Source organism: Candidatus Villigracilis vicinus (genome assembly GCF_016702885.1).
In the GTDB taxonomy this organism is placed as follows: Bacteria; Chloroflexota; Anaerolineae; order Anaerolineales; family Villigracilaceae; genus Villigracilis; species Villigracilis vicinus.
Map to the genome: position 1 here is coordinate 388,333 of NZ_JADJDD010000025.1, position 24,675 is coordinate 413,007.

At 42.5% G+C, this 24,675-nt stretch carries 21 protein-coding genes, 1 tRNA gene and 1 pseudogene; 7 read left to right on the forward strand and 16 right to left on the reverse strand.

Annotated elements, in window-relative coordinates; genetic code table 11:
* Positions 1 to 141 precede the first annotated feature (141 nt).
* Together IPG80_RS17780 and IPG80_RS17785 are read left to right on the forward strand one after the other, a co-directional pair.
* Positions 142 to 972, forward strand: coding sequence for a right-handed parallel beta-helix repeat-containing protein (locus tag IPG80_RS17780; protein WP_345109709.1), 831 nt, complete (start codon positions 142 to 144; stop codon positions 970 to 972).
* Between the two features lie 111 nt (positions 973 to 1,083).
* Positions 1,084 to 2,115 carry a polysaccharide deacetylase family protein gene (locus tag IPG80_RS17785; protein ID WP_345109712.1) on the forward strand — a complete coding sequence of 344 codons (1,032 nt, stop codon included), beginning with the start codon at positions 1,084 to 1,086 and terminating at the stop codon, positions 2,113 to 2,115.
* 30 nt (positions 2,116 to 2,145) lie between these two features.
* Here the strand turns inward: IPG80_RS17785 and IPG80_RS17790 are convergent, their stop codons facing one another.
* From IPG80_RS17790 to IPG80_RS17840, 11 genes and pseudogenes are all read right to left on the reverse strand, one after another.
* Positions 2,146 to 2,928 carry an FkbM family methyltransferase gene (locus tag IPG80_RS17790; protein WP_345109715.1) on the reverse strand — a complete coding sequence of 261 codons (783 nt, stop codon included), beginning with the start codon at positions 2,926 to 2,928 and terminating at the stop codon, positions 2,146 to 2,148.
* Positions 2,929 to 3,146: 218 nt separating this feature from the next.
* Positions 3,147 to 4,169 (reverse strand): annotated as a pseudogene (locus IPG80_RS17795) (glycosyltransferase family 4 protein); the annotation flags it as partial.
* Entirely contained in the window at positions 4,166 to 5,287 is a 1,122-nt protein-coding gene (locus IPG80_RS17800) for a glycosyltransferase family 4 protein (RefSeq protein WP_345109718.1), read from the reverse strand. The gene IPG80_RS17800 and the pseudogene IPG80_RS17795, both read right to left, overlap by 4 nt.
* A gap of 219 nt (positions 5,288 to 5,506) precedes the next feature.
* Positions 5,507 to 6,979: a lipopolysaccharide biosynthesis protein gene (locus IPG80_RS17805; RefSeq protein WP_345109721.1), complete on the reverse strand. Its 1,473-nt coding sequence runs from the start codon at positions 6,977 to 6,979 to the stop codon at positions 5,507 to 5,509.
* Entirely contained in the window at positions 6,976 to 8,463 is a 1,488-nt protein-coding gene (locus IPG80_RS17810) for an O-antigen ligase family protein (protein WP_345109724.1), read from the reverse strand. Before IPG80_RS17810 ends, IPG80_RS17805 begins: the two co-directional genes overlap by 4 nt.
* A 54-nt stretch (positions 8,464 to 8,517) precedes the next feature.
* Positions 8,518 to 9,225, reverse strand: a complete 708-nt coding sequence (locus IPG80_RS17815; protein ID WP_345109727.1) for a hypothetical protein — start codon at positions 9,223 to 9,225, stop codon at positions 8,518 to 8,520.
* Positions 9,226 to 9,249: 24 nt separating this feature from the next.
* Positions 9,250 to 10,029 (reverse strand): glycosyltransferase family 4 protein, encoded by a 780-nt coding sequence (locus IPG80_RS17820; RefSeq protein WP_345109730.1) that lies wholly within the window; start codon positions 10,027 to 10,029, stop codon positions 9,250 to 9,252.
* 11 nt (positions 10,030 to 10,040) lie between these two features.
* A complete protein-coding gene (locus IPG80_RS17825) occupies positions 10,041 to 10,382 on the reverse strand; it encodes a hypothetical protein (RefSeq protein ID WP_345109732.1) in 342 nt (113 codons plus the stop codon).
* Between the two features lie 24 nt (positions 10,383 to 10,406).
* Positions 10,407 to 11,591 carry a glycosyltransferase family 2 protein gene (locus IPG80_RS17830; RefSeq protein ID WP_345109734.1) on the reverse strand — a complete coding sequence of 395 codons (1,185 nt, stop codon included), beginning with the start codon at positions 11,589 to 11,591 and terminating at the stop codon, positions 10,407 to 10,409.
* Positions 11,592 to 11,655: 64 nt separating this feature from the next.
* The gene (locus tag IPG80_RS17835) at positions 11,656 to 12,321 is read right to left on the reverse strand and encodes a sugar transferase (protein ID WP_345109737.1); all 666 of its coding nucleotides are present in this window, start codon (positions 12,319 to 12,321) and stop codon (positions 11,656 to 11,658) included.
* A 28-nt stretch (positions 12,322 to 12,349) separates the two neighbouring features.
* Positions 12,350 to 13,213, reverse strand: coding sequence for a diguanylate cyclase (locus IPG80_RS17840; protein WP_345109740.1), 864 nt, complete (start codon positions 13,211 to 13,213; stop codon positions 12,350 to 12,352).
* Positions 13,214 to 13,447: 234 nt separating this feature from the next.
* Between IPG80_RS17840 and IPG80_RS17845 the strand changes: the two genes are divergently transcribed.
* Positions 13,448 to 14,104: a hypothetical protein gene (locus IPG80_RS17845; protein WP_345109743.1), complete on the forward strand. Its 657-nt coding sequence runs from the start codon at positions 13,448 to 13,450 to the stop codon at positions 14,102 to 14,104.
* Positions 14,105 to 14,110: 6 nt separating this feature from the next.
* On the opposite strand, the gene IPG80_RS17850 is transcribed toward IPG80_RS17845, so the two are convergent.
* The 4 genes from IPG80_RS17850 to IPG80_RS17865 are packed head-to-tail and all read right to left on the reverse strand — an operon-like array spanning position 14,111 to position 18,672.
* Positions 14,111 to 15,451, reverse strand: a complete 1,341-nt coding sequence (locus tag IPG80_RS17850) for a hypothetical protein (RefSeq protein ID WP_345109745.1) — start codon at positions 15,449 to 15,451, stop codon at positions 14,111 to 14,113.
* A gap of 28 nt (positions 15,452 to 15,479) precedes the next feature.
* A complete protein-coding gene (locus tag IPG80_RS17855; protein WP_345109747.1) occupies positions 15,480 to 16,595 on the reverse strand; it encodes a hypothetical protein in 1,116 nt (371 codons plus the stop codon).
* An 11-nt stretch (positions 16,596 to 16,606) separates the two neighbouring features.
* Entirely contained in the window at positions 16,607 to 17,317 is a 711-nt protein-coding gene (locus IPG80_RS17860) for a hypothetical protein (protein WP_345109748.1), read from the reverse strand.
* Positions 17,318 to 17,322: 5 nt separating this feature from the next.
* On the reverse strand, positions 17,323 to 18,672 hold the full coding sequence (locus IPG80_RS17865; RefSeq protein WP_345109751.1) for a hypothetical protein: 1,350 nt from the start codon (positions 18,670 to 18,672) through the stop codon (positions 17,323 to 17,325).
* 140 nt (positions 18,673 to 18,812) lie between these two features.
* Here IPG80_RS17865 and IPG80_RS17870 point away from each other — a divergent pair, with 140 nt between their 5' ends.
* Positions 18,813 to 19,568 (forward strand): NYN domain-containing protein, encoded by a 756-nt coding sequence (locus tag IPG80_RS17870; RefSeq protein WP_345109754.1) that lies wholly within the window; start codon positions 18,813 to 18,815, stop codon positions 19,566 to 19,568.
* Between the two features lie 48 nt (positions 19,569 to 19,616).
* On the opposite strand, the gene IPG80_RS17875 is transcribed toward IPG80_RS17870, so the two are convergent.
* On the reverse strand, positions 19,617 to 20,873 hold the full coding sequence (locus IPG80_RS17875) for a glycosyltransferase (protein ID WP_345109757.1): 1,257 nt from the start codon (positions 20,871 to 20,873) through the stop codon (positions 19,617 to 19,619).
* Between the two features lie 92 nt (positions 20,874 to 20,965).
* Here IPG80_RS17875 and IPG80_RS17880 point away from each other — a divergent pair.
* The 3 genes from IPG80_RS17880 to IPG80_RS17890 all read left to right on the forward strand — a co-directional run bounded on the left by IPG80_RS17880 (position 20,966) and on the right by IPG80_RS17890 (position 24,674).
* Positions 20,966 to 21,038 (forward strand) — tRNA-Thr (locus tag IPG80_RS17880).
* A 692-nt stretch (positions 21,039 to 21,730) separates the two neighbouring features.
* Entirely contained in the window at positions 21,731 to 22,264 is a 534-nt protein-coding gene (locus IPG80_RS17885) for an SHOCT domain-containing protein (RefSeq protein ID WP_345109761.1), read from the forward strand.
* Positions 22,265 to 22,481: 217 nt separating this feature from the next.
* A complete protein-coding gene (locus tag IPG80_RS17890; RefSeq protein WP_345109764.1) occupies positions 22,482 to 24,674 on the forward strand; it encodes an ATP-binding protein in 2,193 nt (730 codons plus the stop codon).
* Position 24,675 lies beyond the last annotated feature (1 nt).

The following is a 24,675-nucleotide window of genomic DNA, read 5'->3' on the forward strand; positions in this document are numbered from 1 at the left end:
CCAGTATTTTTTCTTTCACAATCAAACGACTTATATGTTTCCCCCTCCGGCAACGACTCAACTAATTGCTCATTTTTAACCCCCTGCCAGACATTTTGGCAAGCAGAAAACCTCGCGCAGCCAGGGGATGTAATCCATCTTTTGGAAGGAAATTACAATGAAGTTTACGATGCCTATAAATCAGGTAACGCAAATGCTCCTATAATCATTACGGGAAATAACGCCGTTGTAAAAAGCCTGCTTATTTCTGGCGATTATATAATCGTTAAAAACATAGAAGTAACTGGAGCAGAGTATCATGGCATAATAACAAAAGGCAGTCATATCGTTATCCAAGACACGGTCGTCCACCACAATGTAACCGATAATGGCTACGGTCCAATATGTAACACCCAAAATAATATAGATGGGGGATGGGGCAGCGGTATAAAAGTTGAGCGCGGCTCTGAAAATATAATTATAAAAAACAATTTTGTTTATGAAAATTGCGGAGAAGGAATTGCCGCAACAATGGGTGAATACGTCTCGATAATTGATAATATTTCTCGCGACAACTTCTCAGTTAATATTTACGTTGATAACTCATCGTTCACAACTGTACTCAGGAACAAAGTAATATGCACCGGCGAGGGATACTTGCGCGACGGACGCCGGGCAACTGGGATTGCCATCGGTGAGGAGGTATATGAAGGATGGGGGGCGCAAAGGCACGACAATCACATCCTAGAAAACACCGTTGACGGATGCTACGAAGGAATATCATCATGGAAGTCAAAAGTCCCTGAAGGAATTGAAAAAAACTTGGACATCAAAGACAATATAGTTACAAATGAGACTTACCAAAGCATATCACTATATTGGGTAAATCAAAACGTAAAGATTGAAGGCAACACTGTGGATACCCCAATTTTTATAGAGAACCAGGGCGGGACGGTGCTTTCAAATAATATAGTTAAAGAATCTGAAAATTAAGCTACTGGCTCAAGCCACCGGGAAACAATTTTATAAAATTCATTTCGAGCAGCTACTCGACCTTATCCCTTTAATAAAAACATGGAGCTATTTATGCATGATACAGGAAGCATGGAAAATAAAAAAAACAAGGGGATTACTGGAAAGTTATTGCAATTTGCACATAACAGCGGACTTATCAGGGCAAGCTATCCCTTATTGTCAAAATCGTTAACCGTTTTAAATTACCACAGAATAAACGACCCCTCTGCAGCCCACTTTGATTCATTCAAACCTAATGTTAGCGCCACTCCAGAAATGTTCGCGAAACAAATGGAATATCTCTTGCGCTGGTTTAATGTTGTTTCTGTATCTGAAGTGGTTCAATGGCTACAAGGCAAAATAAAGTTACCTGACTATCCCGCACTAATAACTTTCGACGATGGTTATTTAGACAACTACACCCTAGCATATCCGATCCTCAAACAATACAATTTTCCCGCAGTAATATTCCTTACATCAGGCCATATAGGGACAGACAAAGCCTTTTACTGGGATTTAGCTGCTTATTGCTTCTTTCACACCTCTCAGGACCACATCCTATTTCCAGACAATAAAGAAAAATCTTGGGAAACAAAAGAGCAAAAATTTACAATTACAAATTCCTGGGTAGAATCACTGAAAAGATTACCAGATACAGAGAAACAAAAATGGGTCAATGAATTACCAAGTCGCCTGAAAGTAAGCGTTCCTAAAAATTATTTCAAAAACCTAATGATGAGCTGGGATCAAATAAGAGAAATGAGTCAAAACGGATTTGAATTTGGCGGGCACACAGTGACGCATCCTATCCTTTCACGCATACCTATTGAACAGGCACAACAAGAAATAATCGAATCAAAATCCTATATTGAAAAAGAATTAGGGCAAGCACTTCTTAGCTTTGCCTACCCAAATGGGACAAAAAACGATTTCAATCCTGAAATCCAGTCACTAGTCGCAAATGCAGGCTATAAAGTTGCGTTTACTTTATTAAATGGACCGACATCCCTAAACGAGGTAAAAAAAAGCCCGTATACAATAAGAAGAATATTCATATTGCATTCACACACACTGGCACACTATTCAGCGCTTGTCAGTCCTATAAATCGTTATCGTAAATAGAATTTTACGATAACGATTCCATTTAAATCACTAATTATTTTTATTTCTTTGTAATATTTCTAATTTATCATCTGTCATTAAAAAGGAGTTAGGAATTCCTTTTTCACCCTGTATAAAGACACCGTTAGAGTATTTGTACATTTTGTATCCGTATTTTTTCACAAAATTCATTATCTCACTGTCTTTTTCTACAGACTCGACAAGCATTATTGGACGAGACTTTTCAATTGTTCTCTCGCCACCCAACATGACATCTAATTCAAATCCTTCAACATCAATTTTGATAAAAAAAGGATCCAGATCAAGGTCGTCTAATTTTTTTATCTTACAATCAACCTCATGCATTGACAATTTTTTTTTGTCATAAAAATAAATACCTTCTTCGAGCCAGGGGTCATCAAAACTCGAGCTTAAAGACCCAAGTCCATCAAATTTATATCCTCGATAAACGGGTATATATAGTTTGAAATTACCTTCCATCTTTCCGAGACCGAAATTAAACAATTTGACTCGCGTATTATTCTTAAATCGCATGCTAGTCAAACGAAACACCTCCGGGTTAGGCTCATAAGAATTAACTCTACAATTTTGATTTTTCCGTAGGAGAATATCAATGATAGCCCCTTGATTTCCGCCAACATCTAAGTACAAAAGATTCCCATTTTTAGGAAATAAATCTATGGCATTAAAATCCTCTTCGACCGACAAACCAAGCACATTCTGAAAGAATCGTCTCACAAAGTAGATTTCATCTTTCATGCTTGGAAAAAATGTCACTAATGTTCTTGCTATTTTTTTGAGAACTTCAATCATAATTCGTTTAATCCCTTTTCGTTTGAGTTTACTAAAGCAAGCAGCAGTTCTGATACACTTTCTCAATATTTAATCGTCTATTTTTCTTCAAAAACAGACGATCGCTGATTGATTTTCTGCAGTTATGTTTTTATATTATTTTCAGGATCGCCTGCTCTAATACTTTTGCGCGCGTTTGCCAGGTAAAAGATGAGGCTAATTTGCCTGCATTTTCACTAAGTATCCGCCGGAGATTTGCGTCCTCGATAAGCATCTGAATCGCCAAACCAAGGGATTGAACATTTTCAGGCTCAAATAAATACGCGTTCTGATTATGTTTCGCAATCTCTGTAATAGTGTCTTGATTCGGAGCAATCACTGCCTTGCCAAGTGCCATATACTCATAAACCTTCATAGGGTTCCCATACTCGTTTGTAGCTGGCATTACGGCAATATCGCCAGCCGCAGCATAAGCGTTTCGCGAGAACCTCTGCTTCTGGCCTGTGATTACCATCTCCAACAAAGAGCAGTCGGGCAGGCTGTTTGGTGACGATGTTCGCAAAAGCATTAAGCAGGAAATCAACACGATGATATGGCTGAAAAGAACCTACAAAAACCAATACCACCTCATCTTCACGAAAACCATATTGAGCTCTGTATTTACGTCCATCCACGAGTGGATTAAATAATAATCCATCAATACCATTTTCTACAACAAGGATTTTCTTTTCAGGCAAACCCTGCTCAAGCAAATATTTTTTCAAAGTTTTATTTACAGCGATCAACAAGTTTGCACGATTCGCAACCTGCTGATATGTTTTTTGCGCTAAACTTTTAAATCCCACTCCATACTGCAGTTCCTCTTCCCAAACAGGCGCGACATCATCAATAATAAGAGGTGTTCCTGTTTTATCCGAAGCTAACTTGCCCGCTAAATTAAATGGCACGTGAGTCTCTAAAATACAATCTGGGCGATGGTGCTCAATTGCCTCAATCAAACGATGAGCGTAACGACGGCTTTGCACAACCCTGCCGACATCACGCAATTTCAAGGCAATCGAGGATGGCAAGCGATTCTTGATAAGATTTTGGTAGGTACTTACTGCAAGGCGCGCCTCTTTATCTTCAGCGGCTTCGATTCTAATAACTGTGTGTCCTAGAGCTTCCAATCCATTTAATATGGCATTTGCACGGACTATATGCCCAGCACGCTGTACATCTAATCGATCACCAGGATATGAAAGGTTATAAAGGATTTTCATAAACCACCCAAGGTTCTTTTATAAAGTGAAAACATAAGATCGGACTGACGCTGCAATGAAAATAATTTTTGAACCCGATCGCGAGCACGCCGACCCATTTCTCGAGCGCTTTCACTATCACTCAGTATCTTGATCAATTTCTCAGCCAATGACACCGAATCGCCTGGTTGGACAACATAACCCGTATCCCCATCCATAACAATCTCTGCAGTACCGCCAACATCAGTTGCAACAACCGGCAAGGAAGCAGCTCCAGCCTCAATAAGTACTGTTGGAAGGGCTTCACTCCAAGAGGGTAAAACCAAAACATCACTAGCTTTTAGCAACACAGGCACATCCATTCTTTCTCCAAGAAATTCAACCACTTCTCCAAATTGGACGGCTTGTTGTCGAAGTACGGTGTTTAATTCGCCATCACCAATTAGTTTTATGCGCGCTGATGGATTTGCTGACATAATGCGAGGAATTGCATCGAAAAGGACTTCATGCCCTTTTCCACGCCTTAATACTGCAACCATAATAATTATTTTTTCCTCTAAACCCCATCCTAGCTCTAGGCGAATATCTTCCTTTTCCTTATTAACTATAAAACGCTCCACATCAATTCCATTATAAATTGTTTCGATCTTTGAAAGCGATACGCCCGCGTGGCTCCCTAAATTCTTTCGTACAGCATCTGATACAGCAATAAGTTTGTGAGCACTGCTGCGAGTAGCCCATAAAACCATACGTGCCCGAATCGACTCTCGCAGCGTATCCGCAGGGTCCTGCATAACATGACGAGTCATCACCACAGGTATATTGGTAAACCAAAAAGCTAAAGCGGCAAATATATTAGTATATTGATCTTGAGAATTAATTAGATCTATTTTTTTCTCTCGAAGCAAATTAAGGAACCGCACCCAACTCGCTGGATCTACTAAACGTTTTGCATCAAGATCAAATCGCTCAATTCCAGTCTTATTAAACTCGTCAACGAGAGGTCCATCCCGGTGCGTATTAAGAGTACACAATAAAGGCGTAAGCCCATCCGTCTTTTTAAGGTATGGAAGAACCGACACCAAACTTCGCTCACCCCCACTCAAAGGAAGGCCGCTCAACATCAAGAGGACTCGCATATTTTCTCCAAAACTCAAACTTGAACGAAACAACAAAAACGCATCTTTTTACTGCATATCTCTTACATAAATAATGACAGGTTGATCCTCGATTTGCGATTCTCTAGATTTCAAAAAATATCAGGTCGTAAGTTTAAAAGAGTTTTAATATAAAAGACAAAAGGTCACCGAACAAAAAACTACTCTGTTTTCCAAGCAATTAGCCTGTAAAATATTTTCTTAAGCTTCATTTTTCTGAATATCAACACCTACAACTCGTAACATTTTTAGCAAATTCTCCCTTTCGACACCCCATAAAACGACCCCATAACAAAATGCACCTAGTATTACAACTAAAGGCAGTTGAATGTACGGGCTGTAGTTCTTCGTCAAAAACAAGGTAGCTAAAACTACAGGCGCCATAGCACTGGAAGCCTGAAAGGAAGGCTTAAGTTCTTTCAATATATCAGTAACTGGAATGTTTATAAAGCGCGCCGCTACAATAATGCTAACACTTTGATAAATCAAAGCAGCACTTAAGTGCCCCCAAGCTACTCCAACCAAACCAAATTTCGACCCAAATGTTATAAAAGGAACAATTAATATCAAAGTAAAGATAGTCAACTTTAATTGTATATCCGGTCTTCCTATCGCTTTATAAATATCACCAACATGAAACCCGACAGAATAAATCCAAGCATACAACGCCAAGACACGCAAGACAGGGATAACCTCAAGCCACTCATCACCGAACACGACACGGACAATAGGTGCAGCGGCAAGAAGCAATCCTAAAGAGATTGGCATAGCAAACATTTGCAAAAACCTTGTCGTAAACAACATTCCTCGGCGCATTTCATCAGGCTTGTCTTGAATAGTAGAAAAAGCTGGATATGTAATGCCAGCAATAACCCACAGGATACCAATCAAAAGCATTTCAGGAAGTCTAAATGCAAGTGTATATACGCTTAATTGCGCTAATCCAAACACCCTGCCTACTACAATATAGTCAAAGTTCTCAATAAACACACTAAGTATATCTTCGCCGAACACTGAGGCACCAAATTTCAACATAGCAGACGCCAGTGTTTTCTTTATCATTATCTTAGGTCGCCAAGGAAATATTAACCACACCGCAATTACTGAAACAACCGACCCAGCAATCTGGCCAAAAACCAACGCCCAAACGCCAAATCCTGTAACAGCCAATCCGATCGAAACAACACCCTTTACAATTACATTACTAATATCTGGAATAAACTTTTTACGGAAATCCAATTCCCGGGTAAGTAAAACAATATGAACAGAGCCGAGCGCATTGATGGCAAAAGAAGTGCCTAACCATCTTATAACTGACACAACCGCTGGCTCGTTAAAATAATCTGCCACAAACGGCGCAATGGGGAATACAATTAATGACAAAAAGAAGCCAACAATCACATTAATAGAAAACACTGTGTTGGCAGCATCATCTACATTATCACGACGCTGAATTAACGCAACACCAAGCCCTAAATCCTTTATTACAGAAAGATAATTAATGGCAATCACCGCTACAGCGACTAAACCAAAATCATCTTTGGCAAGAAGCCTTGCCAAAATAGAAGTCGTCAAAAGAACAACGACCTTACTTAAAGCATAAGCTAAAAAAACCCAAAAAGCCCCCTTGCCCGCTTTACGTGCTACATGATTGTCATTTATAGTATCCGTCAAGAGGTTTTTCCAATTAATATTTGATCCGCTTCCTTAACTTGCTCATCAACTAGTTGAATTGCAGTCATTGAAAGAGCTACTAAAATCCAAAAGTACCTGATGTAAACATTGTGTAAAAAAGTGGCTGCAACTAAATACCCAACCAAAGATGCTTGAAGAGCTGAAAGCCAAGGCAGATAATGCCTTAATTTTTGCAAATGCTCTATGGACTTCACTGCTTTAGATAACGCTATAAATAACGAAATCATAATACCGATAAAAGCTATCAGCCCCAACAATCCTGTTTCGGCTGCAATCTGTGTATACAAAGAATGAGCTTCTACTTCTCCGTATCTAGCTTCAAGCCCCAAAATCTGATTATATTTTTGATAATTATTTCTAAAATTTCCAGCACCTACACCAAGCAAAGGGTTTTGGACAAACATCAATAGAGCAGTTTGCATAACACTACTCCGCTGGCGGAGGGAACTATCTTCGTAAATGCCAGAACCTTCCTGCGATGATGATGTAAGCAAAGACAAACTATCAAAACGAGCAACATAATTCGAAGGCAAGAACGGGATCAATAAAATCAAAAAGGCAAAAGTAAGCACCGCCCCAACAGGATTTATCCGTTTTATTTCAAAAACAAAAATAACTAAAATCAAGATTACGATAAAAGCAAGATACCCACCGCGACTATAAGTATCCAGTAGAACGATTAGCAACGGCACCAACATTCCCGCAGCCACCACTTTCCACTTAAGCTGTGCTTCATGAATAATGCGAAATATCAAAAAAGGTGTTACTGCAACGATAACTTGAGCCCAAAGATTTGGATCATGAACCGGTCCTCCAATCCTTGCAGTGGTTCCATTGTCACTATCAACAACACTAGTAACGCCAATGGTTGAAAATCTAAAAAATTCTTGAGTACGCGTCCCGGTGATAATTTGGTAAACCCCCAATAAGCACAATACAAAAGTAACAATTGTCAACATCCATACAGCTTGCTTCCATGTTTTCCATGTCCGAACAGAGAAAAGGATTGTATAAAGGATTACCAAATCTTTTCCAAGGTCAACGACATCGGTGAGTGCTCTGTCTTTATTTGACGCAACCAAATAAGAAGCAGCTAACACAAGAAAATACAAAATTAAAAACGTTTCGGTAAAAGCAGTATTTCGGCGATCTACCGGAAGTTGTCCGGCATAATAATTACGAATCATAATTGCGCTAAACACAACAGCAACTAATGGTTTAATTATTCCTGGGTATCCCATATCCGACATGTTTGCAGAAACATTCGAGTAGATGGCAATAATCAATACATTAGCCCCTAAATTTGGCTTTACAATTACCGCCAGGACCAATGCTATTCCCATCAAGCCAGCAAGTCCATATAATTGAATATTCGAATTTGAATTACCTAAGGCGTAAGCTGCGAGACCAGAAAGAGCAACCACAGACAATAAATAATAAAAATCGTTTCTTTGCACTGTCATATCTACTCACTTTTTCTAAAAACCAAAGAATTTGGGCAATCAAAACTAGAAATATCAAACTTTTGAACGGTCTCTGATTATGTCAATTGCCACAAGCACAAATAAAAGAGCGTAATTGCTTTCTTTAACTTCTTGTACTGCTTGTACAAAAGGCAATAACTCAAAACCATACTGACTCTTAAATAAAATCGTTGCTACTTTAGCCCATAAGTAATTAAACAGAAAAAGAAGTCCGATGTAAATGCGAGGTGTAGAAAAGAATTTATCTAAAAAAGCACCTATGGTCTTATTAAATTTTACCACCAAGGGAAGTGCTAACGTCAAAGACACCCAGAACATGTCAAAGATGGTTTCGAAATGGATCTTATTTTCAAACAACCCGATATTATGAACGTTGGTTTCATCCTGAGTATTTATCTTTGACAATGATTCGGGTGTTTGAATATTAAAAATCCTTTGCCCCCAACTAATCTCTTCGCCACCGCCAAAAAAGAAAAGAAAAAACAACCCAAAGAGAATTGCCAGTCTAAAATAAAAATAAACACCAGCAGACTTTAGTTTAAGAGTCTTTATAAAGCCATACAAAAAGACCAAGGATGTAACAAAAAAACCAATTGCACCCATGTTCTCAAAATATTTATCTTCATCAAACAGCATGTCTGCCAATTGATCCCCAGCAATCAAGGTCGAAAAACCTGCAATTATATAAATTATAATTGCAACATATAAAAATGATCCATCAAGCCAGTTTCTTTTACTCATTTTATTCTCCGTATTTATACTAAGTTATTTACACGCTTTAAGATACGCATCCACAGTTGCTTGAGCCTGAAAACTGACAGAAAAAGACGATTCGGTTTTCATTCGAGCCTGGTTTCCAAGAAAAGCAGCCAACTCCTCATTCTCCGCCATTTTAAGTATAGATTCGCTCAGGGCATCAAAGTTGCCTTTCTCAAAAAGTAATGCGTGTTCCTCGTTACTCACCAACTCAGGGATTCCACCAACACGTGATGCAATAATTGGCTTACCCAACGCCGCAGCTTCTAGCAATGCAACCGGCGTACCTTCTGTGCGGGAAGGCATAATGTATATATCACAAGCCTTTAATATTTTCAGCAAGTCTCCATGTTCAAGGTGACCGCACAAAACAACTTTTCCATCCAATTCAGCTTGACTGATTTTCTCCATCAAAGATCCATACAATCTGCCTTCACCCGCAATTAAACAATATAAATTTTTGTTTTTTTTGCGAGCCAGAGCCATGGCGTTAATAAGATCGTCGTGAGCCTTTGCCCATTCCAGCCGCCCGGCGGCAAAACATATAATGGCATTTTCGTCCCACTGGTATTTCTCCAAAAGATCTTTTTTTCTCCCTACTATTTTTGATGCATCAAGATTAACGGCATTATAAATAAGATCTATTTTATCCTTTGGTACTCCTATTTCAATCATATCTTGCTGAATTTCACGTGATACGACAATGTACCTGGATAAAGCAAAATTAGTCAGAATTTCCATTATGGAGTATACAAACCAACGCAGGCTATACTTAGGATGTTCGTTCATGTACCAACTATTTAAAGTAGACACAAGGTGTGCCCACCCAAAAAGGCAGCAATGCTTCCCCATAATTTGGATTGCGGATTCTGTGTATCGACTACTTCAAAACCATAATCACGGATCACGCGACTCATTCGAATCGGTATACGTGGGTCGAACTTATGTTCAGCCAACCGAAACACATCATATCCCAATTTTTCCAACTCCGAAGCGATTCTGCTTTTCTTGATGGTAGCAAGTCCGATCCTGTCTGTCGGAAGGGATTTCATCAATGCTAATACCCGTGCATTCGCACCACCAAAATTATCTGAAATATCAACAATTAATGCTTTGGGAGAATAGAGATTTTCGCTTTTCACTTATACACCTAAAACCAGAATCTTTTACCTTTGAACTCGCTGCCAAATATGTTGCTGCCTGTTCGTTAAAAAACTGTAAAATCCTTTGGCAGTTGCCAGATTGGAATTTACAAGAAAGGTTGGTAAATATAACAGCTTACCAAGCAGACCGCCAACCTTAAAAACATTACCCAAAAGGGCAGCAAAATAAAAAAGGACTTGTCCAATCAGGGCTGCAGTACTTAAAGTAGCAGGCATTAATCTTGTTGAAGAATAAGGAGATAATAAAACGCATAACATATTCGACACTAGCGCCAAAATCATGGCAAATGGAACAAATGCTCTGAAAAATTTGTGGGAAATAATCTGCCAAACGACAAAAGGTCTATTAAAAGGAAGGAATTTTCCTGACATGAAAATTGTCTGAAATAACCCGGCATTCATACGAGTACGCCGAACAACTTCATCAAGCGCAGTCTTTGAGACATGCTCATAAGAACGAGCGGCTGGTGTGTAGATGATCTTATATCCTTTATGGATAAAGTCCATGACCAGATAATGGTCATCATTGATTATCTTTTGTTGAGGAGGAGAAAATTGCGCCCGACGGAATGCAATAATTTCACCAACAGCTATAACACAAGTACCTAATTTTGTTTCATTCGATTTGATCTGCGATTCATAACGCCAATAAAGCCCTTCGGAGGAACTCAGATGCCTGCCATCCTCTAGGATCGTCTTTGCACCCGTTGTTACACCGACGGTCGGATCAGCAAAAGGGAAAACTAAATGTTTTACGGCCTGACTATCATAATCATTATTAGCATCAGAAATAATTATGATATCTCCCCGGGCCGAAAAAGTTATCGCCCTGGTGATTGCCGCCATTTTTCCGCCCCGCTCCGGAACAAAACTCAACTCAACACCACGCGCCTCATACTGCCTAACAATATCCGGAGTTCGATCCGATGAGCCGTCAGCAGCGATAAGGATTTGCAATTTCCCTGTCGGATAATCAAGAGCAAGTGAGTTCTCGATCTTCCGGGCAATATCATTCTCTTCATTATAAGCTGCGATCAACAAGGTTACAGTTGGAAAATAATCTGGATAATCAACACGTGATCGTTTGAGCGAAGCCAAAAGCCAAATAATTAGAGGATACCCAAAGTATGTATAAATAATAAAAAAAACTGCCCCCCAAAACAATAACGCAAACATAGTCAGTAACATAGAACCCTGCTTTTGCTTTTTAAAAATTTGATGGATATATATAAATGCCAGCCAAACGAAAAGGCTATACAGTACCGGGAGGTTTTATAACAGCAGAAACCGTCTTGAACAAAATCACAATATCAAACCAGATACTAGCCCGGTCAACATATATTATGTCAAGTCTAGAGCGCTCATCCACATCCACAGCACCCCGCGCAGTTACTTGCCATAGCCCGGTCAACCCCGGTAAAACGTCCAAACGCTCTGTCTGCCACAACTTAAAAGTTTCAGGTCCATAATCCGCCGGTCGTGGGCCGACCAGACTCATTTCGCCCTTCAGAACATTAAATAGTTGCGGCAGCTCATCGATGCTGGTTCTTCTTAATACACGCCCTACCTTAGTAACTCGGGGGTCATTCTTGATCTTAAACTCAGGCCATTGCAACTCATTTAGATGTGCATATTTGATCTTTAATTCTTCGGCATTTGGAACCATCGAACGAAATTTGTACATCGCATAAAGCTTTCCGCCCCTGCCTGTTCGTTTTTGGGTAAAGAATACCGGTGCCCCGGGAGATTCTATCCAAATTGCGAGTGCCGCCACCCCTATTACCGCAAGCCAAAAAGGTGAAGAAATAACCACCAAAAACAGATCCATCATCCGCTTTACTCGAATGTATTCCGCCCCAACAAACCATCGCTTATTGGGGTCAAATGTCCTTACCCATTGAATATCCTTCACTGGCATTTGCTGACTCCAAAAAAATATATAAATTTTAGGAAATTTGTGTTTCGACAGAATCCTGTTTTTTCACAACGATCTTGGGGCTCACCAATCGGCTCAGGGCAACATCCATCAAATCGTCGAAATTCAAAGCATCATCTGGAAACGCAGCAACACCAAGCATCGTACTTACACCTGTCTTTTTCAGTACAACTTCGCTAATCCTCTCAGCAAGCAGTACAGAACTCTCGTGGTTCGTTTCAGGGCACAATACAATGAAACGGTCGCGTTCATCACGAAAAACCATGTCTGTCTGCCGAACGTATTCATCAATCACCTGACCTATACGTGCAAAAGAAAATCTATTCGCCAGGTCATGTTGAATATTCAAAAATAATTTATCTGAAAATTCAGAATTTGGCACTTCAGTGCTTAGAACCACCAAACATAACGGTCGATAGTAACGACGGCTACGGGTGATCTCGAGTTTGATTTGTTTTGAGGCTTCATTGATATTTCTAACCCTATTGGGAAAAGCGCTTATTGCCATGGCGTCAAGAATGGATTCGGCGTGACTGATCCCATTTGCCAATTGATAAGCAAGCCAGACCCCGATCAACAACAAGACAAACTCAAGAAGTATGATGGTGAAGGTGCTATTTGGGGCTGACACAGTGCGGTCCAACATTTGCAGCATTACAAAATAAACACACCCCCACAAAATAACCGGGACTGAAACGTTTACCCTGGTCGTGTACGGAAAAAAGACAGTTAATGGGACTGCCACCATTACGGCAAAATAAAAATATTTGGCAAAGTCAATAATTGGCGAATCTGAATAATCAAATTGCGCCAAAAGGAAAATTGCCGCCAAATAAACCGAAACTAAAAAAATGGACTGTTTTAGGGAAGACATGTATCAAATCCGGGTTGTATTAAGAAATAATAGAGAATAACGTTCATAATCTGGCGTTCAGCATGTTTTAATCCAAAATGCCTTACAACAAAAAGATGCCAAACTTGTCATATTTCTATTATATCGCCAATTTTTACAAACCTAAAGAATTAGTGGCACAATATAGCCCATAAGGGTCGCTCGTCCGGCTCAGTATTCTACAAAACCCAGCCACAATTCAAGAGGATTTAATACATGAAAAAAATATCCACACTTTTCATTGCAATTCTTATTTCATCATGCGACATTCTGGGCGGCGCACCGCGCCCGCTCCCCATACAAACTGCAATCTCATCCAGCACTCCTGTTATTGTGTCTGCAACGCCGCTTATCATTCAACCGCCCACTCAAAACTCAACTTTGATACCCTCCCAAGGGAATAATACATCCATCCCAGTAACAATGACGGAAGTCGCGCCTCCAACTTCAGCCGTAACTGACCAGCTACTCCCAACCGAGACACAGCCGACAATTCAATCTGTTTCGGTGGAAATCCTTGGCTGCGATACAGGCATTGATATTCTAAATGGTATGGGCGAAGTGACAAATGCATATGTCACCGTTAAAAATACAGGAACTGGAGACCTTCCGAATTTATGCTCTCTGCTTCGAGCAGTGGATGAAGGACGATCTCATCCTGATAAAAAGGTCTGCGTCAATAGCCTCCCTGTTCAAACTCAGATCACTTTCAAACTTACTGTAGATACAACCTATCAAAAAGACACCGTGATCCAGGTGGATGCAACCACAAACGATCTCACTTTGTTACGCTTAGACAAACAATCTTGCCGGGATATCAATCTTTTTGGCGGCACTCCTGCAGATCTCGGCGTCGTCAAGCCTGCCCCATAACTAACATCAAGCCTTGTGTCTACGGATATGTGCTTGAACATCCTGTTGTAATTTCAAGGCGAGGTCGGAGGTTGGGGCAACAGCGATACAGCCAAAACGATGGTTATGAAGCGCACGGGTTATTGTCACTACCAACCCGTATCGATTATCCCCATTGATCGGAAGAAGATATTCATTCAGGATATCCAAAAGTTCCTGGGCATCTGTAATGTCTCCAGAATCCATTGCTTCGTAACTAATGAACGAAGCCTTGTCGATGTAATCATCACCATAAAAATGCCTGGCAAATTCATGGACGTGTGTCCCGCCAGTACGACGGGCATTGATCTCAAGAAGGTATAAATGCCCGTCGTTTTGAACGACGCAATCCATATCGAAGTGTCCTACATACCCCATCTCTTGCAATCGTTCCGCGAAGAGTAAACCACTGGCCGCAAGTTGAGGATACCAGGATGCCTGATAAAGACTCTTATCCACTTGTATCCCGCAAAAATCACCGAAATTCAAAAACAGCTGTCCCGAAAGATAGGTGATCTCTGGTTTGCCCTGCCCCAGGCGGGGCACTCTCACTTCGAGCGACGGTGAAACCTGATCGCGAGATGGAACAAATCGTTCCACAACAATTGGTTCATTTGCAAAATACGGGTCTTGCTTCAGACGTTCAAAAACCTTTGGTCTTTCCGAGTCTGTATATGCTTCAATGACAACCGTACCAATGCCGCTCTCACCAGTGTCCGCTTTTACAACGCAGGCTTCCCCTTTTTTACTAAACCAATCCACCACCCGAATCGCCTGATCCATGTTGTAGCAGGAGAAGCCAAGCGTTAAGAGTTCCTCCGCATTGTTCAACCACATGGATGCGAGGGAACGGAAGCCATTTTTGGTGTCGATATAATCCCTTAACCAAAAATCTTTGGGTTCGGGAGTTTCGGGTGTTTTAACATCAAGATTATGTTGGGAACGAAGAAAAGCCACCAGTTCGTAAAACTCGAGGGTGGCCGCATACGGGATCATATTAACAACGCGGTCTCTCCCCGCAAAGTTTACGATCTTTTCTATTAAGGAGGGTTCACGCAGAATATCTTTGCACAGATAAAATGTGGGGTTTTCAGGGAAGGCGTGTTCACTTCCCTGAAAATTGAGACGTTCTTTGATCAGGTTTGCATGCGCAATTGGATAGCTGACAAAAACCAGCTTAGGGTCGCCTGCCCATAACAAAGTCCGATCCGCATGATAGGCTTCGCTAAGAATCAGTTCTTCGCGCTCTTTCGGGTCTGCGCAACGTCCCAGAAAGTCAATGTGTGCTTCCGCGAAGTTACTTACGATGATTGTCGGAATCGAATGCATGGACGGCATTAAGACATCTACCCAGTAATTATTCTCTGGATTTTTGCTGATCGCGCATCTTTTGAGCTTTGGTGCGCAGGTCCTGAAAGAATTCCGAATCTACGATCTCACTAACCTGTTTCTGACGCTTGGATTGATCAATCTCGATCTTTAAATCTCGCAGTTGTTGGCGAAGAACTTCTTCGCGTTTATAGACTTTATCTACCATGCCTTTGAACACGCCCTGCATGGTCTCGATCTCGTCTGGATATTTATCGGAAAGCCCCAATTCGCTCAGATATTTCAACCCGACTTCATAATTACCCTCACCGATCTGCTCGGCGGCACGCGTCAGCCCAACCATAGGGCGGGTGAGGAATTGCGACACAAAATAGACCAGAACAACAAGAATTATGTATGTAATCGAAAAGGCGATATAGATACTCTTCAGGATCTGCTCACGCACCTGGTTAACATACGTGGAGGTGAAATCTATGCCTAGAGCGCCAACCGTTTCACCTTTTGAATTCTTAATGGGTGCATACGCAGAAACCCACGACCCGAACTTATCACCGTAGATTTCAGGTACGCAATTCAAATCGTCATACGTACACCAACCGTTATCTGTTTGAAAAACCACCTGCTCCAGCCCGGCAAGGTTGGGTCCGGTGTTCGTCGTGTAAGGGATGCGAAACTTCACAAACTGGTCCCAATCGGGGTTTGGTAAACAAGCGCCCCAACTGGCAATAAAGATGATCTCACCGGGCGTTTCACCGGCAATATAGGTATAAGGACTTGCACGGGGTTCAACGCGCCGAATTTCGCACAAAACTTCCACCTGGCTCCAATAGCGTGCATCATCCGTCAACCCATCCGCGCGCACCTGTCCTTCATTTACCAAACCCTCCAGGTCATCGCCATTAATGATCTGAACTGTATCGCCTGCATCCAGAATGCCCGTTTGAGTAGCACCGATGATGGTATCGTACAAACCTTCTTTGATTTGATTCATAGCCTCTTTTTGAGCAAAATCATAAAACCAGTAATATGTAGAGGCGAAAACGATGGTAAAGATCAGGGTAAATCCCAAGATCAGCTTGGTCTGAAGGCTGATAAATCTTCCCTTGACCTTTCCGATCGACATGGTTTCAATTTTCTCAGTCATGGATATCTCTCCTAAACGGGAATTTCATGGATTACCTTTTGTACAAGCCAATGATCGAAAGGCAATTGGTAGTGATCCTCTAAGAACGCTAGAAGAATGGTTTTGATTATTTTTGAGTCTTTCGGGTCAAATGGGTGACCCGGTATCTGAAAGGCGCCAATATACATTCGCCCAAAATCCATTTTGCCAAGTTCCCGAATTTTATCACCAACTTTTTCCAACTCAGGGGTAGAGGGCGGCTCAAAATACTCAACTGGGAACTTTACATATCCATATTCTTCATATTTCTTTAGCAGTGCCGGATGTTCAACTTCCGCCGCCAGGCAGACTGGGGCAGTAAAACGATTTTCATTGGCATCTTCAAGCAGTTGTTGCATGGAGTGCTTAAGTACAAATTCAGAAAAAAGAACATTCTCCCCTGCATGCACCTTCCGGGCTTCAGGGTAGATGGCAAAATCCATAAGAAGCCCCACGTTCCTTTTTTGATTGTATAAAAAGCCGATGATGCCGACGGGGTTATCATTCATCACCAACAACCATTGATGCCATCTTTCATTGACGGAACGGTCTGCTTTTTTTTCAGCCCGCTGGCGCATCAGCGGCAGATAGCGGATATATTGTGGAAACAAGTTCTCGTATATTTTCAGATAGTCATCAATGTAACGGGAGTTTCCATCAACCAGATCGTGGATCACGAGGCCAACTTCAGGGAAGACAAGCATGCGGGTTAAAACTCAATCCCATCAAGCACGCTTTTGCGCTTTGACCGTGACAACCGGTAATTCAACATACTGGTATCGTACTCTCTTCGAAGCCAGACAAAAACCAATACAGCAATAAGCGAGGCGACAATGGCAATCCCAAGGTAAACCACAACAGCTGCCTCCCGGGATATCAAACCGGCTGAAACAAGCCCAAAAAGAAGTACAAGGATCAAACAGCCTACAATGGTGGCAGTTGTAATGAAATAACTATCCATAAAAGCGGATATACGACCGCGCTTTTCATCAGGTACCAGTCCTTGCAAGGCTTTGCGAGCGGGGTCATCCCAGGCTGAGTAAACTGTTCGCGCAATAAAACGAGCAGTTGCCGCTCCAAATAAGGCCGGAAGAGACAACGCCAAGCTGCTAGCCACTGCCAGGGATATAGGAAACACAGAGAAAGAGTTTTTTAACTCGATCTTCGATAGCCATCGGCTTGTGATCAACCATTGAAACGCGAGCAGCCCAGAGGTTTGCACTGCCTTGTAATATCCCAGAAATCTTTGAAATTCAAGGTCGCTATGAACTGAATTATTAATCACCGAAAGAAAGTTAAATTCCAGCAAGGTTAAGATCAGACCAGCCAGGAACATCAACATCCCAACCGCTTTGAACAAAGGAATGTTCAAAAAATAATCCATGCCGATCTTTATCGTTTCGCCCAAGCTCGCATTTTCCTCACGAGTCTGGCGTGTTCGTATGTTTACGTTTATAAACATAACCCGCAGATAAACCGCACTGGCGATCAAAACCACAGCTATGGCAATGAATATCTGTGTTAATCCAAAGGTGTATTTCTCAGCCAGATACGTAACCAAAGCCGCCGCACCATTGCCCAACAAGCCGCCGATAACTGCGCCAGAGGCGATAAAGGGAAACACGCGCTTCGACTCTGTGACCGCAAACACATCACTTGCCAATGCCCAAAAAGCCAGCGGCAGGATCATAAATTGTTGATCCGCTAAAAGATAAAGAACTGGGTATGTAAACCAATGAGGGGCATTAAAAGCAAAAAGAAATTCCAGTAACAGGTAAAGTATGGCAAGCCCGATCAGCAACCAAATGACCAATTGCAGCCTGGGATAACGGTCAATAAAAACAAGATAAAAACCTGCCGCCAATATGGTGATCAATGTGGTGACGATCCATAACCAGGGAATTCGATCCACCCCGAGATTACTCACAAAACCCGCCGTCGCCACAACATCCGCCAGTTCTAAAACAAAGGTGTTGATCGCGATCAACACCCAAAGAGAAAAAGCCAGCCGTATTTCTTCCGATTTTAAGTTGACTAGCGTGAAAAATCTTTCCTTCATGCGGCCTCTGTGTATTTAGGATATTAAATTTTATCATAGTCTCACTATGCGCAGTTTTCGGTTACGGAATTCAGTTGAACTTACCTTCTCGAGGAGCAAAGTGAGCGCATTCTATAAAAACAAACAGGTATAATCGCTTTATGCCAGAAAACCAATTGAAAACCCTTGCACGCAGCAAGATCGCCATGTTGATCGACGGCGATAACGCACAAGCGGGGCTGCTCGCCCAAATGCTGGTGGAAGCCGGCAGACATGGGCAAGTGACCGTCCGCCGCATCTATGGCGATTGGACAACCAGTAGTATGAATTCATGGAAGGATACGCTTAATTTCCATGCCTTCCAACCCATCCAGCAATTCCGCTATACCATCGGTAAAAATGCAACAGATAGTGCCATGATCATTGACGCCATGGATATTTTGCACACCGGTGTTGTAGACGGTTTCTGCCTTGTTTCTAGTGACAGCGACTATACCAGACTGGCAACGCGCATCCGTGAAACAGGCATCTTCGTTATGGGTATTGGTGAAAAGAAGACACCTAAACCGTTCGTAAATGCCTGCGATGTGTTTGTATATACTGAGAATTTGGTCACGACCAAGAAAACCGCACCTACGCAAAAACCGGTCAAGGGTGGGGCAAAGAAAAAAGAAGACCAGGAACTTGACCCCGTCCCTATGTTGACACAGGCATTTGAAATGGCAGTGCAACAGGATGGTTGGGCGGCATTATCCAGTATGGGCAATGCGCTATATCAACTTGACCCTGCCTTCGACCCGCGCACGTACGGTCATAAACAACTATCCAAATTAATCAGTAAATACAAAGACCGCTTCGAGATTCGCCTGCAGGATATAGACGGATCAACGCTCTTTCATGTCAAACTAAGGGAATAAAAATGGTTCAAAAACGCTTCAGGTCCATCCTGAGGCGTTTTTTTATTCTTACTGTATCCGCGGCTCGCGAGACACTTCTTCATACACTTTAATAATCGAAGTCGCGATCTTCTCCCAGGCATAATCTTTTGCGTATTCAGCAGCCTTCTCGCCCATCGAGGTGCGCAGCTCGTTATTTCCCAAAAGAGAAGATAGCCTTTCACACAGAACGCCAGGGTCGCTATCTGGTACGGTGTAACCGGTTACGCCATCTTGAACGAGATAACCTAGCCCGCCAACTTCCGAAGCGATGACCGGAATGCCGCTCGCCATGGCTTCCAATGCCACCATGCCAAAAGATTCATACAATGAAGGCATCACCAATAATTCGGCGGCGGAATAATAATAAGGAAGGGTATCCTGCGCACGCTTGCCCAAAAATAGGACCATGCCGCCCATGCAAAGGTCATCACACATGGATTGCAGGCGCGCCATCTCTTCGGTCATTTCGGCTTGGTCAACATCGGGTTCGCCACCAATGATTGCCAGATGGACTGGACGATCTCTGCTTGTTAAATTCATATCCAAGCAAGACATGGCTTTGATCAGCGTATCTACCCCCTTTAGCGGTTCGATGCGCCCAACAAAAAGGATCATGCGGTTTTCAGGCTGTAATCCAATGAATTGCTTTGCCTCATCTGGCGGAATGGGATAAAAGTGCCCTGTATCCACTCCAGGTGGAATGACCGTCATTTTGGCGGCATCGGCGCGGTAGAGAAATCTCAATTGGGTCAACTCAGCCAACGTGGCGACGATGATCCGGTTCGCCTTACGGAGGACCTGCCTCTCCCCATGCAGCCGGTCTGCCCCTGCTTTTTCATCCTCTGACCTTGCCACCCGATTTTTCATCTCGCCCAAGGTGTGGAACATGTGAACAACAGGGATACCGTGCCAGGCGGCGCTTAGCTTTTCTGCTGCCAGCCCTGACATCCAATAATGACTGTGGATCACATCGTAGGTGATGCCCTTCTCTTCCGCAAACTTTTGCACCCCTTCAACAAACTCAGGGATATATTTGGCAATGTCGCTTTTGCTACGAGGTTCTTCTGGTCCTGCCGGGATGTGAACCACCCGATTGCCAAATCCCAGCTCGTGAATAACATGCGGCACATGTTCATCCTGAGAACGCGTGAAAACATCCACATGGATGCCTTGCCGCCCCAATTCCCGCGTCAAATCGCGGACATAAACGTTCATTCCGCCCGTATCCTTGCCGCCTAACGTAGCCAAGGGGCAGGTATGGTAGGAAAGCATAGCAATTCGCATCAATGAAAAATCTCCAGACTTACAGACAACGTGAAAATGGAAAAACTTGCGTGAATGTTGGTATTCCTTTATAATCCCGCCGCTTGAAAAACGCCACCGTAGCTCAGCTGGCAGAGCAGACGATTCGTAATCGTCAGGTCGTGGGTTCGTATCCCACCGGTGGCTCAAAACATCACCAACAACCAAATGACTGGTTAAAAACCCTAATCGTCTGGTGGTTGGTACGCAAAATCGAAAAGTTCAGGGGACCAAGAAACCAGACGATTAGCATGGCTGATGGAATAAAAAGAACGATTTTTCATCAAATCGAAAGACTTTTTATTCAACCAGAAGCCACACGAATGAAACATCCTCTCACCCTTTATCAAGTTATCTTCCATATTTCACAGTAAAGATTCCGAGATGGTTGTTCAGAATGGAATGGGGTACTTTACGCTGCCAAACAAAGTACGCAGTGTGCAACTAACACTGCATACCACCCGAAAGGCGTGATATATGTTTTGGTAATTGGCAGTCTGGGTTTCAACTTTTCTTTTTTGTTAATTGCGCCTTACCTGCTCTTATGTCATAATGTCGACTAGATTGGGAAATAGCTTTTCTGTCCTGCCTGTAAGTGTCAGCCTCTTCTAGTGCCTCCTGTTTCCATAAGCCCAAGCTTTTCGTGCACCTAACATTGTTTTCATGCGATTTCGGGGAATTCGGCACACTTCTAGCAGTTTCCTACTCCTCAGCTTTTCCCCGCTCAGTTAGTTTTTTTCTGCACCCTTGTTGCAAGTGAAACTTGCTATTGAGTAGCTAAATCAGAATAACTAATGCCATCAAATATTTATACACAACAATATCAAAGGAGAAAAACTATGGAACAAGCAACACCAAGCACAGTATCGAATATCAGGAAAAATTACAATCTACTACTTTTCCTTGTAGTCACTTCGGTGCCATTATTTCTTTGGGCAATCATAATGGTTTTCGACGTAGTTGAAGGAATTGTTTTTAGAGATCCCGAAAAAATTATGTTTGATATTTTTGTAGTTTTCGTACTTCCACTGATTATTGCTCCAATCATTAGCGGTCTTGCCCTCCTGATTGCAAAGCTTTTGAGTATTCCTGTAATCCGGTGGTTTGTTATTTTAGGATTAGGCATAATCACGCCACTAGTCGTTTTTGCACTAGTATTTGTTGCCCATTTTGTAACTCGGAAATTTTACACAGGAGATAAAAACTCTCTCCCTAGCATTCTTTCGGTGATGATCAAGAATGGAAAGACCTTACAAAAAATAAATCAAGACCCATCTAACAAATTAGCTGACCTCAAACAGATGCTCGACAAAGGGCTTATCTCACAGCAAGATTACGAAAGAAAAAAAGCTGATATTCTCTCAGAACTATAAAAAGATCCCGGAGCTGACGTACTACAATATTTTGTACGTCAGCTTTTCATTTACATAGGCGCATATCACCCTAAAATAGGCGTGATTTGGGCAAAAAACGTCCCAAACCCTAAAGCGCGGTGGCTTTCAAGGGTTTTTTTGTTAAATTACAGAACTTTCACAAATTCAACCGGTGCTGCGTTGAATTTCAAATAATCCAGTAGAATTAATAGACAAAATGAAGAACACGAGCAATTCCAACCCATTAAATTTGGGCTCAGAACCATCCGGAATGCGGCTGCTTATCCTGGCTGTTCTTGGCACGGCGCTATTAAACACCAGTCTCTTGGCAGCATTGGATATCAACCGTCCTTTTATGGTCGTGCTTAGCTGCATTCTCGTGTTGTCCATTGTACTTACCTATGCTGGCTACACAGCCATAGGAAGCTGGGTCACACTGATCTCTTCATTGATCGTGCTTTCCACACTGGTTTTCAGGAACAATGGGATTCGAGATATAGCCGTCATGGGCTTGATCGTAGTCATCATTTCAGCAGGATTACTCGCAGGAAAAACCGGTACGATCATCATCGGCGCATTGATCATTATAGAGATGGGCATTTACGGCGCTCTTGAAGCTCGAGGGATAGTCATAAATAAATTTAGCGCAGAAAACTATTTCGGGGATTATGTTGCGCTCTCTTTCGCAGTGGGACTTATCACTGTTTTTCAATGGCTGGTGATCGGCAGGCTCGACAACACGATCAAGAACGCCAAAAATGAGCTGGCAGAACGCAAAAAGTTCCAGGCACAATTGCAAGAGGCTGAAGCCCGTTATCGCGGACTGGTGGAAAGCATTCCCCTCGTACTGTATACATCTGAGCCGGGAAACTCCGGGGTCTGGCATTTCGTTGGACCGCAGATCACCGACCTGACAGGGTACTCACCCGAGGATTGGCAGAACGACCCCGGGTTATGGTTTTCACTTGTACATCCAGATGACCGCCAACGAATATTGGAAGAAGAGCGTCAAGCGCTGCAAGAGGGCAGAATGCCGATGTTGGAATATCGGTTATTCACCCGAACCAACCAAATGAAGTGGGTGTATGACGAAAGTCTGGTTGTCGTGAACACGGACAAACAGCTTGTGCAGGGCTTCCTGCTAGACATCACCACTCGAAAACTGGCAGAAGAACAATTAACGAAACGGATCGCGGAATTGCATGCGGTACACGGAATCAGTGAGACATTGGTTCAAAAAAGCGACCTGAAAAAATTAATATACGAAACCGGTGAGCAGATCCGGCTTGCATTTAAAGCCAGCAATGTTTTAATCGCCATTCACGACCCAAGCACAAACCTAATTCATTTTCCTTACGATTATGAAGATGGCGTACCGCGAAAAGACCCCCCCATTCGTTACGGCGAAGGTATGACCACCCGCCTCATGGAAATGAAAAAACCGCTACTGATCGATAGCAATTGGGCAGAAAGGTCGAAAGAACTAAACGCGATCTACACAAACAAAATACCCGTGCTTTCCTCCTTTAGTGTTCCGATCATGACCACGGAACAGGTCATCGGCGTCATTACACTGGAAAGCAGCGAACGTGAATACGCCTTTTCAGAAATAGACACCCGTCCCATTATGACCATCGCATCCAGTCTGGCGGTCGCCATTGAAAAAACACGATTACAAGACTCACTAAAGAAAGAGCTTGACATTCAAGAAAAACTCATCCGTGAACTTGAGGTTAAGAACGAGGAGTTGGAACGCTTTACCTATACAGCTTCACACGACCTTAAATCCCCGCTCATCACCATTCGCGGTTTTCTGGGATATCTCGAACAAGATGCCCGCAAGGGAAATTTCGACCGATTGAATACGGATATTCAGCGCATATCAGACGCAACCGAAAAAATGCACCGCCTGCTCAGCGAATTACTGGAACTCTCACGGATCGGCAGGGTTGCGAACGAAAAGCAAGATGTTCCTTTTGGGAGCATTGTTGCAGATGCCTTAAAACGAGTGGAAGGGCAACTGCAAGAAAAACAAGTTTCCATCGCAATCGGCAGCGACCTTCCCACCGTCTGCGTGGACAAGGAAAGGGTTATTGAGGTCGTTCAAAATCTGGTGGATAACGCAATAAAATTCATGGGTGATCAAAAAGAACCTGCGATCGAAATTGGGCATTTACCACAGGATGGATACCCGATCTTTTATGTTCGCGATAACGGCATTGGCATCAAGAAAGAATTCCATAAAAGGATATTCGGCTTGTTCGACAAACTCAATCCAGATTCAGAAGGTACCGGCATTGGTCTATCCCTCGTGAAGCGCATCGTGGAAGTCCATGGCGGCAGTATTTGGGTGGATTCAGAAATTGATTCAGGAGCTACGTTCTACTTCACCTTGGGTGCAAACAGCTAGA

Excerpts from the sequence above, each read along its gene's own strand:
- IPG80_RS17810 (WP_345109724.1), bottom strand. The coding sequence starts at position 8,463 with ATGACAGTGCAAAGAAACGATTTTTATTATTTATTGTCTGTGGTTGCT.
- IPG80_RS17870 (WP_345109754.1), top strand. The coding sequence starts at position 18,813 with ATGCCAGAAAACCAATTGAAAACCCTTGCACGCAGCAAGATCGCCATG.
- IPG80_RS17850 (WP_345109745.1), bottom strand. The coding sequence starts at position 15,451 with ATGCATTCGATTCCGACAATCATCGTAAGTAACTTCGCGGAAGCACAC.
- IPG80_RS17830 (WP_345109734.1), bottom strand. The coding sequence starts at position 11,591 with ATGTTACTGACTATGTTTGCGTTATTGTTTTGGGGGGCAGTTTTTTTT.
- IPG80_RS17845 (WP_345109743.1), top strand. The coding sequence starts at position 13,448 with ATGAAAAAAATATCCACACTTTTCATTGCAATTCTTATTTCATCATGC.
- IPG80_RS17835 (WP_345109737.1), bottom strand. The coding sequence starts at position 12,321 with ATGCCAGTGAAGGATATTCAATGGGTAAGGACATTTGACCCCAATAAG.
- IPG80_RS17790 (WP_345109715.1), bottom strand. The coding sequence starts at position 2,928 with ATGATTGAAGTTCTCAAAAAAATAGCAAGAACATTAGTGACATTTTTT.
- IPG80_RS17865 (WP_345109751.1), bottom strand. The coding sequence starts at position 18,672 with ATGAAGGAAAGATTTTTCACGCTAGTCAACTTAAAATCGGAAGAAATA.
- IPG80_RS17855 (WP_345109747.1), bottom strand. The coding sequence starts at position 16,595 with ATGACTGAGAAAATTGAAACCATGTCGATCGGAAAGGTCAAGGGAAGA.
- IPG80_RS17800 (WP_345109718.1), bottom strand. The coding sequence starts at position 5,287 with ATGCGAGTCCTCTTGATGTTGAGCGGCCTTCCTTTGAGTGGGGGTGAG.
- IPG80_RS17840 (WP_345109740.1), bottom strand. The coding sequence starts at position 13,213 with ATGTCTTCCCTAAAACAGTCCATTTTTTTAGTTTCGGTTTATTTGGCG.
- IPG80_RS17785 (WP_345109712.1), top strand. The coding sequence starts at position 1,084 with ATGGAAAATAAAAAAAACAAGGGGATTACTGGAAAGTTATTGCAATTT.
- IPG80_RS17885 (WP_345109761.1), top strand. The coding sequence starts at position 21,731 with ATGGAACAAGCAACACCAAGCACAGTATCGAATATCAGGAAAAATTAC.
- IPG80_RS17875 (WP_345109757.1), bottom strand. The coding sequence starts at position 20,873 with ATGCGAATTGCTATGCTTTCCTACCATACCTGCCCCTTGGCTACGTTA.
- IPG80_RS17890 (WP_345109764.1), top strand. The coding sequence starts at position 22,482 with ATGAAGAACACGAGCAATTCCAACCCATTAAATTTGGGCTCAGAACCA.
- IPG80_RS17860 (WP_345109748.1), bottom strand. The coding sequence starts at position 17,317 with ATGCTTGTCTTCCCTGAAGTTGGCCTCGTGATCCACGATCTGGTTGAT.
- IPG80_RS17815 (WP_345109727.1), bottom strand. The coding sequence starts at position 9,225 with ATGAGTAAAAGAAACTGGCTTGATGGATCATTTTTATATGTTGCAATT.
- IPG80_RS17820 (WP_345109730.1), bottom strand. The coding sequence starts at position 10,029 with ATGAACGAACATCCTAAGTATAGCCTGCGTTGGTTTGTATACTCCATA.